General features: G+C 38.2%; 9 protein-coding genes and 1 other RNA gene. All 10 read left to right on the top strand.

Going from position 1 to position 15959, the window contains the following annotated elements:
• The first annotated feature begins 9 nt into the window (after positions 1–9).
• Positions 10–300: a cell division protein ZapA gene (locus UXI14_RS12570; RefSeq protein WP_277900656.1), complete on the top strand. Its 291-nt coding sequence runs from the start codon at positions 10–12 to the stop codon at positions 298–300.
• Between the two features lie 65 nt (positions 301–365).
• A non-coding RNA gene (gene ssrS / locus UXI14_RS12565) (6S RNA) lies at positions 366–496 on the top strand.
• A 50-nt stretch (positions 497–546) separates the two neighbouring features.
• Entirely contained in the window at positions 547–2112 is a 1566-nt protein-coding gene (gene rny / locus UXI14_RS12560; RefSeq protein WP_277900657.1) for a ribonuclease Y, read from the top strand.
• Positions 2113–2242: 130 nt separating this feature from the next.
• Positions 2243–2803 carry an outer membrane beta-barrel protein gene (locus tag UXI14_RS12555; RefSeq protein WP_335966436.1) on the top strand — a complete coding sequence of 187 codons (561 nt, stop codon included), beginning with the start codon at positions 2243–2245 and terminating at the stop codon, positions 2801–2803.
• Between the two features lie 176 nt (positions 2804–2979).
• Positions 2980–4128 carry a lactonase family protein gene (locus UXI14_RS12550; protein ID WP_335966435.1) on the top strand — a complete coding sequence of 383 codons (1149 nt, stop codon included), beginning with the start codon at positions 2980–2982 and terminating at the stop codon, positions 4126–4128.
• Between the two features lie 309 nt (positions 4129–4437).
• On the top strand, positions 4438–8511 hold the full coding sequence (locus UXI14_RS12545) for a two-component regulator propeller domain-containing protein (protein WP_335966434.1): 4074 nt from the start codon (positions 4438–4440) through the stop codon (positions 8509–8511).
• 129 nt (positions 8512–8640) lie between these two features.
• On the top strand, positions 8641–9339 hold the full coding sequence (locus UXI14_RS12540; protein ID WP_335966433.1) for an SUMF1/EgtB/PvdO family nonheme iron enzyme: 699 nt from the start codon (positions 8641–8643) through the stop codon (positions 9337–9339).
• Positions 9340–9977: 638 nt separating this feature from the next.
• A complete protein-coding gene (locus UXI14_RS12535) occupies positions 9978–13190 on the top strand; it encodes a TonB-dependent receptor (RefSeq protein WP_335966432.1) in 3213 nt (1070 codons plus the stop codon).
• A gap of 18 nt (positions 13191–13208) precedes the next feature.
• Entirely contained in the window at positions 13209–14930 is a 1722-nt protein-coding gene (locus UXI14_RS12530; protein WP_335966431.1) for a RagB/SusD family nutrient uptake outer membrane protein, read from the top strand.
• 26 nt (positions 14931–14956) lie between these two features.
• On the top strand, positions 14957–15748 hold the full coding sequence (locus UXI14_RS12525; RefSeq protein WP_335966430.1) for a hypothetical protein: 792 nt from the start codon (positions 14957–14959) through the stop codon (positions 15746–15748).
• Positions 15749–15959: the final 211 nt, after the last annotated feature.

Below are 15959 nucleotides of genomic sequence, written 5' to 3'. Positions count from 1 at the left end.
GTTCTAACAATGGGAGGGAAGCTTAAAATCAAAATATCTATTGCAGACAGGGTGTATCCCCTAACGGTAGCGCCAGAACAGGAAGAAGGATTAAGAAAGGCGGCAAAGAGCATAGATGCATTGATCAAGCAATTCGAACAGAATTATGCCGTAAGGGACAAACAGGACGTGTTGGCAATGTGTGCCCTGCAATTTGCCTCCAAAGTAGAACAAAAAGGTATTGATAAGGAAAATATAAACGAAGAAATGAACGAGCGGTTAAAAAAATTGGACGCTCTTGTTTCTGGGCATTTAAGCTAAAAAAATAGAATGTTCTTTTAAATAATATAATGTTACTGCCTACATTGGTTGCATTTTTTTGACAAACTCAACAAGTATTAATTAAAAAAGGTGAGTTCAAATTGTAAAAGCATGCCGCTCCTCTGATTAATTTCAGGACTTAGGAACCGCGGACCCTTGATCAGTTTGGTAGCCTTAAACCTGTTTTATGGAGTTTGTACAAAACTTCAATGCCAATGTAGGCTTTTTTTTTAAATATATGTAAAGATGGATAATACTACACTATCAATAATTGTTGGAGTAATAAGTATAATAGTTGGGTTTATAATAGCCAAGGTTCTTGAGAAGAACAATGCAACAAAAATGATCTCCGGGGCAAAAAAAGAAGCCCAGAAAATATTGAAAGAGGCAAAAACAGAAGGCGAAAGCATTAAAAAAGATAAGATACTGCAAGCCAAGGAAAAGTTTTTAGAACTCAAGGCAGAACACGAAAAAGTGATTATTGCAAAAGATAAAAAGATAGCCGAGGCCGAAAAAAGAACCCGTGATAAAGAGTCGCAGGTATCTAGCGAACTGGCAAAAAACAAGAAGGCCAATACCGAACTGGAGGCCAAGAGCAAGGATTACGATTTTAGGCTGGACTTTCTAGATAAAAAACAGGGCGAAATAGAAAAGCTCCATAAAAGTCAAATCGAGCAATTAGAAGTTATCTCAGGGCTTTCTGCGGAAGAGGCCAAAAGCCAATTGGTAGAATCTTTAAAGACAGAGGCGAGGAGCGATGCCATGACGTATATCCAAAATACCATGGAAGAAGCCAAATTAACCGCCCAGCAAGAAGCCAAAAAAGTTATTGTAAACACCATTCAGCGTATCGGTACCGAAGAAGCCATAGACAATTGTGTGTCTGTGTTCAATTTAGAGTCGGATGATGTAAAAGGCCGTATTATTGGCCGTGAAGGAAGAAACATCAGGGCGCTCGAATCTGCAACAGGTGTAGAAATTATAGTAGACGATACCCCAGAAGCCATTATTCTTTCGTGTTTCGACTCGGTAAGAAGGGAAATAGCAAGGTTGTCGCTCCACCGTTTGGTAACCGATGGAAGAATACACCCGGCACGTATTGAAGAAGTGGTTAAAAAGACCAAAAAACAAATTGAAGAAGAGATTATTGAAGTAGGAAAACGTACGGTAATCGATTTGGGGATTCATGGACTGCATCCAGAACTCATTAAGGCCGTAGGTAGAATGAAGTACCGTTCTTCTTATGGGCAAAACTTATTGCAGCACTCAAGGGAAGTGGCAAAACTTTGTAGCGTTATGGCCGCAGAACTTGGCATTAATGCCAAACTTGCCAAAAGAGCAGGATTGTTGCACGATATCGGTAAAGTACCCGAAACCGAGATAGAAACCCCTCATGCCATCCTTGGAATGGAGTGGGCCGAAAAATATGGCGAAAAGCCCGATGTGTGTAATGCCATTGGAGCCCACCACGACGAAATAGAAATGAAAACTTTATTGGCGCCAATAGTCCAAGTGTGCGATGCCATAAGCGGTGCAAGGCCAGGTGCAAGGCGCCAGGTGCTGGATTCTTACATACAGCGTTTAAAAGATTTGGAAGAAATTGCTTTTGGCTTTACAGGAGTTAAAAAGGCTTATGCAATCCAGGCAGGAAGGGAATTGCGCGTAATTGTAGAAAGCGAAAAAGTAAGCGACGATAAAGCTTCTGAACTATCGTTTGAGATATCCCAAAAAATTCAAACAGACATGACGTATCCTGGTCAGGTAAAAATTACGGTTATCAGGGAGACAAGAGCCGTGAATATAGCAAAATAATTTTTTGTTGTAGAAAATAAATTTAACAAAAAAATATTCTCTGATTATAGATTATATGTTTATGTTAGCACCATAAACTATATAATATTATAATCTTATGAAAAAATTACTATTACTATTTATTGTTATTATGACGGGTGTCTACTCGGCCCAAGCACAGGAAAAAGGAAAATTTAGAGTAGGCCTGGATATAGGCTATACAGCTGCTTCAGGTGGAGGTGGAATGTTGTTTGATATTGAGCCCAAATACAATATCGCCGATAATATGAACGTAGGTTTAAGAATTGCCGGAGCCGCCACTGCAAGAGACGTAAATGGAAAAGATGCCAAAGTTTCTACTTCTTCCTCTTATTTAGGTACGTATGATTATTATTTTCATAATGGCTCTAGTTCTTTCGCACCTTTTCTTGGTGCCGGTGTAGGATATTATGGATTGTCCAGTATCGGGTTTGATAATAGTGACGCTGAAATTGATGTTTCAGGAAAATTTGGTGGAATGATCCGTGGTGGTTTTGAAGTTGGAAAATTCAGGCTTGGACTTGAATACAACATCATTCCTAAAACAAAATCAGAAGGTTTTTCTATAACAGATGACGCATCAAGTGTTGAAGTTGGTTCTGTTGAAATTAAGAATAGCTACTTTGGTGTTTCCGTTGGTTTCTACTTTGGTGGCGGAAAATGGAAAAGATAATTTCATAATAAATAGATTTTTATTTAAAATGAGGTCCTGTATTGCACCGGACCTTTTTTTTATGGCATAACAACAAAAATGCTCAAATAATATTGCTCCTGTTTTTCATATAATAAGAATCATCTATAAAATTGTATCTTTCCAAAAAAATAAAAGCACCAATTAATTTTCAATAGATGAAATTATCCATAGTATCCCTTTCGTTACTTTTAATGATAGGGTGTAAAGAATCAAATCAAAAAAAAGAAACTGTAAAAGTGGCTGCCGAAACGAAAAAACAAACAGAACCTAAAAATATTGCTTTTTATGTAGGGACATATACCAATGGTGAAAGTGAAGGAATATACAGTTATTCGGTAAACAGTGAAGGGAAACTTAAAAACAATGGATTGGCGGCCAAGAGCGAAAATCCGTCTTTTTTGACTTTTTCTAATGATAAAAAATACTTGTTGGCCGTAAACGAAATAGAAGATGCCGAAGGTCAAGGAGGGGTAGAATCGTATAAAATAGAAGCAGATACTTTAAAACTTATAAACAAAAGCCCATCGGGCGGTGCACATCCTTGCTTTATTGTTGCCAATGAAGCTAATTTTGTTTTAACGGCCAATTATTCCAGCGGAAATGTAGGCTTACTTCAATTAAACGCAGCAGGAGAGCTTTCGGGTATATTAGACGTGCACCAGCATACGGGAAAAGGAACAACCGAAAGACAAAAAGGGCCTCATGCACATTCTGTATGGTTGCAGCCTACCCAAAAAGACGTTGTTGAAGTAGATTTGGGCACCAATGAACTATGGTTTACCACCATAGATGAAAAAAATAAAAAGCTAGTGCCTAAAAAAAGCGCAAAGCTTGCAATGGAAAGGGGTGCAGGACCAAGGCACATGACATTTCATCCAAATGGAAAATGGGCTTATGTTTTTAATGAATTGAACAGTACAATTACTCAATTGTCCCTTGAAAACGAAACTTATAAAATAGAAAGGTCCATTAGCACAGTACCAAGTGACTTTAAAGGAGAAAATACCGCCGCGGATATCCATATTACATCCAACGGAAAATTTTTATATGCTTCAAACCGCGGTCATAATTCCATTGCTATTTTTGAAGTAGGCGCAGATGGCTCTTTAAAATCCATTGGTTTTGAGTCGGTTAAAGGTGATGGCCCGCGAAATTTTGCCATTTCCCCCAAAGAAGAATTTCTTTTGGTGGCCAATCAATATACCAACAATATAGTTTCGTTCAAAAAAAATCCCGAAACAGGATTGTTGACCTATATGGATGAAATAGATGCTCCTTCTCCGGTATGTATTTTGTTTAAATAAATTTTATGTAAAAGGTTTTAAAATCTTCTGAAGGAAATTCATAAATATTTAAAAATAAATTATTGTGCAGGATTGATTCTTAAAAAATAATTTAAAAATATCATTTTATCTGATTATTTGTTAATTAATAAGTGTAAAAATTGTTTTTTTAATATTTTTTATATTTTTGAATTTGGTACTACATTAAAGCTAAACGCCTAACATTCCTAATCTATGCCTAAAAAGTACATTTATATATGCCTTTTATTGTTGACGGTTACAGGGTTATGGTCTCAAAGACCATTGCCTAGGTTCAATTTTGTCAGCACAATGAAAGACATTCCAAAAGTAGGGATATATAGCATAAATCAAGATGATTATGGTTTTATATGGATAGGGACCAATGGAGCCGGGTTGTACCGTTACGATGGTTTAGAATTCGATTCTTATAAATACGTTTTAAACGATACCACTTCATTAAGCAGTAGCGTGGTGTATTGCACTTATCTGGATAGCCAGCATAGGTTTTGGGTCGGGACAGAGCAGGGCCTTAACTTATACGATAGCGATAAAGACCAGTTTAAAAGAATCTCCAACGATGGCTTTGGTCTACCGCCCAATACCAATTTATCCATAAGAAGCCTTAAAGAAGATAAAGACGGAAACCTGTTTATAGGAACTTTTGGCAGGGGGCTATATAAGATGAAATTTTCCACTAAACCCGAAATCGATAAAGTAGGGATAAGCAAACTAAACGGAACTACGCCAATAACCATTTTGGCCATACAGATGGACGAAATGGGGAAATTGTATGCCGCCACAAATTTGGGGGTGCAGGAATATGATGCAGGCAAAAACATGCTAAAGCCTTCGGTGTTTGCAAATGGGATTGTAATTAAAGATGGTATACATTCCTTGGCCATAGATGAGCAGGATAATATTTGGGTGGGCTCATATTCTAAAGGGTTGTACAAAATAAACAACATTCAGCATACCAAAAATAAGGCCCGAAGCGTGGAGCATTACCCAATATCAAAAAATCCTTTGTTTTCGCTTACAGCCCTGCATGGGGGCACCGTACTTTGTGGTACCGAAAATGACGGGCTGTTTCATGTTGATGGCAATGGAAATGTAATTAATCATTACATAACTAGCAACAAAGACGAGAAAAGCCTGTTGGTAAACTCCATATGGTCTTTGTTTGAAGATAGGGACCGAAAAATTTGGCTGGGTTACTACAACAAGGGAATTGCTGTTTACGATAGGCTTTACGACAAGTTTGAGGGCATCGAAAGCTTGTATAACAACCCCAACTCGTTGCACGCTCCTTCGGTTACTTCCATATCCAAGGATATGTCCGGAAAACTTTGGATAGGAATGGACGGCGGCGGAATAGATATTGTAGATAATGCCACAAAGCAATTTACCCATATTAATACTTCTGATAAAAGTCCATATACAGGCCTAACAAGTAATTATATCCAGACAATTTATAAAGATAGCCAGAACAACACCTGGGTGGCAAGTTGGGACAATGGTATTTATTTGCTGAAAAACGGAAGCAAAAACTTCATAAATTATAATATAGATACTACCGATGGCGCTCTTTTATCGAATACCATCGTGAGCATTGATGAAGATTCAAAAGGTAATATCTGGATTGGCACCTTTCATAATGGGTTACATTCGTACAATCCTTCAACAGGGAAATTTGCAAATTATAACTCGGCTGTTTTTGAAGAATATGGCCTAGACAACAGCGATGTCTGGAAAGTATTGGTAGACCATCAAGACAATATATGGTTGGGGGCAACGCATGGTCTTTTTAAAATAAAAAAACAGGAGGACGGCGAGTTTCAAATAGTTTCCATGCGGGAACAGATGCAGGAAGCATACAATAACCCAACCACGGCTAATCATGTTTTGTCTTTATACGAAGGGAAAGATAAAACAATATGGATAGGGACCAAGGGCGCCGGGCTGGCAAAATACGATGTCCATACCGGAACTTTTAAATGGTACAATAAACTTACCGGGCTTCCTTTGGAAAACATTTGCGGAATTATAGAAAGTGACGAAGGCGATATATGGCTTACCGGAAATTCGGGAATCGTTAAAATGAACTCTCAAACCAATGAGTTTGTCAATTATAGCGTGAACGATGGATTGTTGTCGAACGATTTTAATATGAATGCCACGTATAAATGCAAAGACGGCGAAATTTACCTTGGGGGTTACGGAGGCGTGGATTATTTTAACCCGGAGCATATAGAAACAAACCGGCACGAAACCATATTATACTTGTCGGACTTAAGGATTTTTAACAAACGGGTGCTACCAACACAGCCCGATTCCCCTTTAAGCAAGGTAATTGCAGAAACCGACAGCATTGCATTGACAAATAAGCAACCGGTATTTACTATAGAATATTCGGGGATAAATTATACACGGCCCGAAAAAAACGAATATGCCTATTATTTAGCAGGTTATGAAGATGCATGGAATTACGTAGGAAACGCAAAGAGCGCCACCTATACAAATTTGGATCCAGGAAATTATACGTTTAAATTAAAATCGTCTAATAACGATGGGGTATGGAATACAGATCCTTTAGAGTTAAAAATAACGATATTGCCCCCATGGTGGAAAACAAATTGGGCATTGTTTGGTTATATCGCATTGTTTTTTATCGGATTGTATGTCTTGAATAAAATGACACAAAGTAGGATTAGGGAAAAGCAAATAGTAAAATACGAAAAAGAGAAAAGACAACAGGAAAAAGACCTAAACGAGAAAAAATTTCAGTTTTTCACCAATATATCACATGAGTTCAGAACGCCGCTTACCTTGATAATGAACCCGCTTCAGGATATTATTAATAATGAAAGTGTAGATTTTCCTAAGTCGATTCGGGAAAAACACAACATTATACACAAAAACACGGCAAGGCTCCATAGGTTGGTAAACGAACTGTTGGACTTTAGAAAGTTGGAGCTGAATAAAATACGCGTAAAGGCCAGGGAATTTAACTTGGTAACGCTGGCCAACGAAGTCTTGAGTTATTTTAAAGAAGAAGCCCATGCCAAAAATATAGCTATAAGCATGGATACAGATGAAAATGACCTTGCTATTTGGGCCGATGAAAGTATGCTGGAAAAAATTATTTTCAACATAATTTCCAATGCTTTTAAAGCAACGCCCAATGGAGGTACCATTAGTGTTTCACTGCGGTCCAAAGACGATTTGGTACGTTTCCCTTTAGTGAATGAAAATTATAGATCTCAAGCGGTAGAAATTATTATTTCAGATACAGGAATCGGGATAGCGAAAGAACAAGTCGAAAAAATGTTCGAACGTTTTTATCAAGTTGAAGGTTCCAACAAAATGTACTTTAGCGGTACGGGAATAGGCCTGGAAGTGGTACAAAGTTTTGTGGAGCTTCATAAGGGCAAGGTTGAAGTTGAAAGCGAATTGGAAAAGGGGACTGTTTTTAAAATAATACTTCCAAAGGGAAAAGGTCACTTTAAAGAGAATGAAATTTATTCTGATTTAAACGAGCAACTTCCAAATGCCCCAAAATATATAGAAGCAACCATGAGCGAAGAAGCAGAAAAAGAATGCGCCATGGACGGGCAAGCCAATTTTTATACATTATTATTGGTTGAAGACAACCCAGAACTTAGAAACTATTTAAAAAACGAACTAAAAGGGCATTATAAGGTAGTTGCGGCAAACAACGGTAAAGAAGGGCTGCAAATGGCAAAAGAAGTACTTCCCGATGTTATAATAACAGATGTTATCATGCCGGAAATGAACGGGTTTGATTTTTGTAAATATATAAAAACCGATATCCGTACAAGTCATATTCCTTTGTTGATGCTCACGGCCAAGGCCAAAATAGACGACAGGATAGACGGGATAGAAATTGGGGCAGATGCATATATGGTGAAGCCGTTTGATATGAGACTGTTAAAGCTTCGGTTATCGCAATTAATTACCAGCAGGCAATTAATCTTCAACAAATATTTTAGTGCCATAAGCGATGTCCCCTCCAATGTCAATACCACATCACTAGACAAAGAATTTATACAAAAGGCGCTTAATTATATTAATAAAAACATCAGCGAACCCGATATAAATGTTGAATCCCTTGCGTCGCATCTTAATTTAAGTAGGAGCCAGGTCTATAGAAAATTAAAGGCATTGACCGGGCAAACTGCCAATGAGTTTATTAGAAACATCAGGCTTCATAAGGCAAAGGCTTTAATACAGGCCGGGAATAATAATATAAGCGAGGTTTCATATGCCGTTGGTTTTTCATCGTCATCCTATTTTACAAAATGTTTTAAAGCTTGTTTTGGGATGCTTCCAACCCAAGTAGAGGAAGAAGTAAAGACTAAATGATTTTAAGTTTTGGTTTTTACCCTTCATATTCAGGGGCCATCTTCCATATAATAAAATGAACTCTGGTTTCAATATAACACAAACAAATGTATTATATTAGGTAGCTAGTCTTTATTTAAAAAAACAACCGTGAACACGATAAAAAACATAGATAAAAAAGGAATTGACGAGTTGTTGGTGAACATTCCTATGGGAACTATCGACATGCGAGATGACCGAAAAAAAGAAACCTGGTCGGTTGATATAAATTCTTTTGAACTCTTTAAATTCCCAATAACACAACAATTATATAAAACAATAACCAACGAAAACCCCTCGGCATTCAAGGGAGATAGATTGCCGGTTGAAACCGTTTCTTGGATTGATGCCGTGAATTTTTGTAATGGACTATCTAGATCTTTAGGCAGGGAGAATTGTTATATGATTGACTTGGCAACTGAAAAAGTAAGCTTAAATTCAATAGCAAATGGATTCCGATTGCCAACAGAAGCTGAATGGCAATATGCCTGCCAAGCAGGAACTAAAGACATTCGGTACGGAGATTTGAACGAAGTTGCTTGGTTTAAAAACAACTCCAATGATAGAACTCAAGAAGTCGGACAAAAAAAGCCGAACAAATGGGGGCTTTACGATATGTTGGGGAATGTTTGGGAATGGTGCTCGGACATTTATGATGAAACTGTTTACGGAACATATCGTGTTTTTCGTGGCGGTGGTTGGTGTGACCAAGAAAGGAGCGTTATGGCAACAACTCGAAGAAGAAGCCATCCTTTTTCTTTCAGAATAGACGACTTGGGATTTAGAGTGGCAACCAACTCTAGAAAATAAAAAACTACAGGCAAAAAAATAAAAAAAAGCATCTTTTCGATGTTACTTCTACTAGTTATTTTATAGATTTTACTCATGATGAAATAAAGATAAATATGATATACATTTGTTTGGTTATACCATCAATTCTTTTGTGGACCAAATCATATTTTTACTTGAATAAAGCATTTATTGAATTAACATTTTTTAAAGATTTCACACCCCGTTACTGTTAACTATTAATTGCTGTTACCATTCTTTGCACGCAATTATTCCTCTAAAGCTCTCTATTTTTTCAGCAATTAATCAAAACAGCTCCTCTTTATTGTGTTTATAGGGTTTTTGCAAATGGTAATTATGTTGCATTTGTAGAAACAAATGTTGCAAAAGGTGGGTGTTTGGGCAAGATTGCTTCAAATGTGACACTGATTGCTGAAAAACTATTACGATTTCGTTAATGATTTTTTAACATTTACATAACACAATCAAAGTTTTATGCGGTTTAGCTGGAGAACATTATGCGAAGTATTATTAATAGCCATTATTATAGGGTTATTGGTGTTTCTTGTGTTTTATGTGTTTTAATACACAGCGTATTATTTCTATATGCTTACCGTGATAAAATTTAAGTACTAACTCAATAATTTAAATTAATTAAAATGATGCCAAAACTTAAAATTGTGATGTTTGCCTTGATGCTGCTCTGCATACAAAGCATATTTTCACAGACAAAAACCATTAGTGGTGCTGTCATCGACGATACCGGAATGCCTATGCCAGGAGTTTCGGTTATGGTAGAAGGTACCAACAATGGGGTTCAGACAGATTTTGATGGGAACTACACCATTAATGGCGTAAATCCATCTGACAACTTGATCTTTTCATACGTTGGTATGAAAACACAAACCGTATTGGTTGGCCAGCAAACTTCTATTAACGTTACTATAGAGCAATCTATGGAAGCTTTGGAAGAAGTTGTGGTAATTGGATATGGTGTGCAAAAGAAAGCCTTGGTAACAGGGGCCAACTTAAATGTAAAAGGAGAAGATATAGCCAAACTAAATACGGGAACAGCTATGGAGGCCTTACAAGGTGTTGCACCTGGGGTAAGTGTTACAAGAAATAATGGTGCTCCCGGAGCTGGTACCAAAGTAACCATCCGTGGTTTGGGAACTATTGGTAACGCCGATCCATTATATATTGTAGATGGTGTTGCGGTTGGAAATATAGATTATTTAAGCTCAGGTGATATTGAAAGTATCGATGTATTAAAAGATGCTGCCTCTGCTGCCATTTATGGTTCGCGTGCCGCAAACGGAGTGGTTTTGGTAACTACACGTCAAGGTAAAAAGTCCAGACAGGCACAGGTGCATTACGAATCGTTTTATGGTTTCCAAAACATATACAAAAACCTAACGCCTTTAAATGCACAGGAATACATGTATATTATGGACGAAGGCCGTGTAAATGACGGATTGGCACCAAACAATTGGGAAGCTTTAATAAAGAACAATAGTTGGTTAAACAATACATATCCCGGGCAATTGGGAACACAACTGGGCGAGGATGTATGGAACATGCTTCAAAATGGTTGGGAAGGAACCAATTGGATTGACGAAATTACTTTGAAAAATGCACCTGTTTCTAACCATTCCATAAATATAACCGGAGGAAGCGAAGATATAACCTACTCATTGGGGGCTTCTTATTACGACCAAAAGGGAATTATAGGGGGCGATGTAACCGATGCAGGATTTAAACGTTTAACCACACGTTTAAATACGGAGTTTGTTTTATTTAAAAATGACGACAGAAGCCTTGTTACCTTAGGAGAGAACTTTACATATTCACAAACAGAAAACAGAAGCGTAGCCACAGGAAATATTTACTGGAACGACTTGCACAATGCCTTGGTTCAACACCCGTTAATGCCGGCTTATTGGGCAGATTCGCCAGACCAATATGGTTTTACACCAACTATGGACGGGATTTCCAACAACTCGCACAACCCCTTGGCTGTAATGTATTACCGTCATAATTATGCCAACTTAGGCAACAAGGGCAATACAATTGTAGGAAATGTATACATGGAGATTGAACCTATTAAAAATTTAAAGTTTAGATCTTCATACGGTATTGACGCTTGGTTTGGTACTGGACGTTCTTGGGCACCGACCTATGCTTTGGGAACGCTATATCAAAATGCTACAGATGGAGTAACCCAAAGTCAATATTTAGGAAACAATTCTACTTTTACAAATACACTTTCTTACGAAGGAAATATTGGTAACCATAACTTTACTGCTTTAATTGGTAATGAGTTGTATCAAAACGAAATTAACTATGAGGTTGGGGGAACCATGGCAAACTCATTGTTTGGAGATCCTAAATATGCTTTCCTTAATAATGTAAATAAAACCGTAATCGGTGCTATTGATACTTGGGGAGCCGATTGGGCTGCCGGAGGAGGAGGATTATTGTCTTATATAGCTAGGGCACAGTATAATTATAAAGAGAAGTATATGCTTTCTGCTACCATGCGTGCAGATAACTCTTCCAATTTTGCCGAAGGAAATAGATGGGGCTACTTCCCTTCTGTATCTGCCGGATGGGTATTAAGTGAAGAAAATTTCATGAGCGATTCCAATATGTTTTTAAAACTAAGGGGAAGCTGGGGGCAAAACGGAAATCAATCTATTCCTAATTTTTACTATAGTTCAACGGTTTCATATATCACACCGGGATATTATTTTGGAAACAGCAAACCGGTGCCAAATACATCTTCCATACCTACAAGGATCCCTAATCCAGACGTAACTTGGGAAACTTCAGAACAATTGGATTTTGGTTTGGACGCACGTTTTTTAAACTCAAGGTTGGCACTTACGGCCGATTGGTATAAAAAAACAACAAAAGATTGGTTGGTTTTAGCACCTATACAGGGAACCGAAGGAGCCGCTGCTCCATATATCAATGGAGGAGATATAGAAAATTCAGGGTTTGAAGTAATGTTGTCTTGGAACGATACCGCCGGAGATTTTTCTTATGGAGCAACCGTAACAGGTTCTTATAATAAGAATGAAGTAACGCGGTTGGCTAACTCGGAAGGAGTTATTCAAGGACAACCTCATATTTTATCACAAGGGACTGCTTATATTTCAAGAGTAGAAGTAGGGCAACCAATAGGATACTTCTATGGATATGAAACCGATGGTATTCTACAAAACCAGGATGAAGTTGATGCTTATGTAAAACCTACAGATGGTACGCCGTATTTTGCAGACCAACGTCCTGGCGATGTTCGTTTTGTAGATCAAAACCAAGATGGGGTAATCGACGAAAGCGATAAAACCATGTTAGGGAGCCCATTACCAGATTACGAACTGGGAATACAATTAAATGCCGAATACAAAGGATTTTATGTAAATACCACGTTGACAGGCAAATTCGGAATGCAGGTAATGCAATCGTACCGTTCGTTTGCCGATAATTTCGATCAAAACTATACCACGGACATATTTAACCGTTGGCATGGGGAAGGAACTTCCAATAAGTTGCCACGCATGAGTTCAGTATCCAATAGAAACACCAACTGGATTTCTGATATCTATATGCAGGATGCCGATTATTTAAGAATAAGCAACCTAACTTTTGGATTTAAATTGGGTCAGTACTTAAAGGATATTGATTATATAAAAGAAGTGAAGATTTATGCTGCAATCAATAACCTGTACACTTTTACCAATTACGATGGAATGGATCCCGATGTTGCTTATGGTGGTAACGATGATACAACATGGGCATCTGGTGTAGACTTAGGGTTGTACCCTTTACCAAGAACAGTAATGTTTGGATTGAGTGTTGACTTTTAATCATAAAATAAAAAGACAATGAAAAAAATAATATATAGTATATCTGTTGCTACAATGACCTTATTAGTGGGTTGTAGTAACGATTTTACAGATACAGAAAACCTTTTGGAAAAGAGCTTGAGTAATTATTACGCTCGTCCGCAAGATATTGATGAAGCTATGGGAGGTGTGTACAATGCCTTGTATACTGCGGGAGTACATAGTGACGAAGGTATAGCTGCCAATCTACTGTCTGATATGATGTTCGGTGGTGGAGGTCCCGACGACCGATCGGCCAAAAATGTAGATAGCTTTCAAGATCCCGAAGAAGATACCTATAAAGATCTATGGGTACAAACCTACAATGGAATTTACCGCTGTAATATGCTCTTGGAAAAAGTTCCAGAAGCTGATTATTCTAACTATTTCTTAACGGAAGAAGAAAGTGTTGAATTTGTAAATCAAACCTTAGCAGAAGCTTACTTTATGAGAGGGTTCCTTTACTTTAGGGCTGCCAAATTCTTTGGGGGGATCCCTATAATTAACCAAACCGATGCACCAAAAGATGTGCCGAGGGCTTCAATAACCGATACCTATGCGCAAATTGCCGCCGATTTTAAGATGGCAATAGATTTATTTCCTTCAACACCATTTACATCAATTCCAACTGAGCGATATGGGCATGCCAATAAATGGGTAGCAGAAGCTTATATGGCAAAGGCCTTTTTATATTATACTGGATATATGACCAATATAGAAGGGCAGGCGGCAAGCGATTTGCCTTTGCCGGAAGGCGGCTCGGTTTCAAAATCACAAGCAATATCATATTTAGACGATTGTATCAATAACAGTGGTTATGGCCTGGCAAACGATTTTAGAAACTTATGGCCATATTCTTATGTAAATGAAAGTGCAAAAGATACTATTCTTCCTTGGGCAGCAACCGAAGGTCTTAAGTGGGTAGGACAAGATGGATTAACGCCAACTTTCGGGACCGGTAACAAAGAGTTTATGTTTGTACAACGGTATTCTACTACCAACTGGGATTGGGGGCAACAATATAACAACCGCATGCCTTTGTTCTTTGGTATTCGTGATAATACTGAACTAATACCGTTTGGACAAGGTTGGGGCTGGTGCCCCGTTAATCCAACACTGTGGAGCCAGTGGGACGATGCCGATCCACGTAAAAAAGGATCTATTCTTCAATTGGGTGATCCCGATCAGGGTACTGGTGGTTGGCAAGCCGATAAAGGAGACCATGAAACCGGCCTAGTTAATAAAAAATATATAACCTTAAAGCATGACGACCCTGATCCGGCAGGAGAAGATGGAGTTAAAGGAATGTTCTATTTTTTATACGATATGAATAATGGAGATCCATTACAGTTATGGGCCGCTCAGGATTTTGTCTATCTGCGTTTTGCCGATGTATTGTTAATGCATTCTGAAATATCTGAAACTGCGGATGGATTGAATGCCGTAAGGGGCAGGGCAGGTTTAGGAGCTGTAGGCTATTCTTTAAATGCCTTAAAAGAAGAACGTTTGCACGAATTTGCTTTTGAAGGCTTACGTTGGTTCGATTTGGTACGCTGGGGAGATGTAGATGATGCTTTTGGAACTTCAATCAATGTTAGGAACTCTGGTGTAGATGCAACATACAGCGTAGAATACAGACCGGAAACCAAAGGATTGGTACCGATTCCTGAATCCGAGGTAAGACTTTCAAACGGAGTTTACGAACAAAACCCGGGTTGGTAATTATTTTAACTGATAAAATTTAAGACATGAAAATAAATAAAATAATAGGTCTATGCGGGAGTACTTTGCTGTTATTGTTTTCGGCATGCCAACCTATAGACGACAGGGAAGTGTTGGAAAACACTACGGATATTGATGGTGTAGTACTGTCTGCCACACAAGCAACAGAAGGAGGAAATCTTATTGAGTTAACTATGGAAACCCCAGGTATAACAGGCTATTGGGATTATAATTCTGGAAAAGCCTTAACCAATAGGGTCGAGTTTGTATATCCTATTCCGGGAACAGCTACCTTTACGTATGTAGGATCTATAGGAAGCGAATTTTTCTCTAAAACCATCGATGTACAGATTGATGAATTAGACCATGCAATAGACCAAGATTGGTACGATTTGGTAAGCGAAGAAACCTCTGTAGGAAAGACTTGGGTTTTTGCTGGTGGTCCCGATCCTGATGGTGGAAAATGGTGGTATATGTCAGAAAATGATGATCCAAGTAAATGGGATATTCCGTGGTGGAATGCAGCAGGAGATTGTTGTCCGCCGGTAGATGCCGCAGGGAAGATGCATTTCGATTTGGATGGTGCTGCCAATTATACCTACTATTCAAAGCCCGATGCTGAACCGCAGGTAGGTAGTTTTGCATTAGATGTAGGCAAACAAACATTACAGGTAAACGGACAAAACATTCTTGGAGCCGAACAAGGAAATCCGGCAGGATTGTATACCATTATTTCTTTAACAGAAGACGAATTGATATTGTATTTAGCTAACAATGCAGGTGGAACTGGTTGGACTTGGGTATTTAAACCCGAATAGAGCAGCAAAGTAAAAACCAATCAGTTAGTTTTAATTAGTTTGAGGCTGAATTTTAAGCGAAAGCTTAGAGTTCAGCCTTTTTTTATAAAAAAATACACATGAGGAAGGAAGAAATGTGCGTGGAATGCCAAAAATATAGATGGGAAACCTAAAAAAGTGCATGGGGAAGGTAAAAATGTACGTGGGACACCAAAAATATTGATGGGAAACA

This window comes from Galbibacter sp. PAP.153, from assembly GCF_037029175.1.
Lineage (GTDB): Bacteria > Bacteroidota > Bacteroidia > Flavobacteriales > Flavobacteriaceae > Galbibacter > Galbibacter pacificus.
Note: the sequence above shows the minus strand (reverse complement) of the source record. Positions and strands in the feature narration are given on the sequence as shown.

Excerpts from the sequence above, each read along its gene's own strand:
- UXI14_RS12550 (WP_335966435.1), top strand. The coding sequence starts at position 2,980 with ATGAAATTATCCATAGTATCCCTTTCGTTACTTTTAATGATAGGGTGT.
- UXI14_RS12525 (WP_335966430.1), top strand. The coding sequence starts at position 14,957 with ATGAAAATAAATAAAATAATAGGTCTATGCGGGAGTACTTTGCTGTTA.
- UXI14_RS12570 (WP_277900656.1), top strand. The coding sequence starts at position 10 with ATGGGAGGGAAGCTTAAAATCAAAATATCTATTGCAGACAGGGTGTAT.
- rny (WP_277900657.1), top strand. The coding sequence starts at position 547 with ATGGATAATACTACACTATCAATAATTGTTGGAGTAATAAGTATAATA.
- UXI14_RS12535 (WP_335966432.1), top strand. The coding sequence starts at position 9,978 with ATGATGCCAAAACTTAAAATTGTGATGTTTGCCTTGATGCTGCTCTGC.
- UXI14_RS12530 (WP_335966431.1), top strand. The coding sequence starts at position 13,209 with ATGAAAAAAATAATATATAGTATATCTGTTGCTACAATGACCTTATTA.
- UXI14_RS12555 (WP_335966436.1), top strand. The coding sequence starts at position 2,243 with ATGACGGGTGTCTACTCGGCCCAAGCACAGGAAAAAGGAAAATTTAGA.
- UXI14_RS12545 (WP_335966434.1), top strand. The coding sequence starts at position 4,438 with ATGAAAGACATTCCAAAAGTAGGGATATATAGCATAAATCAAGATGAT.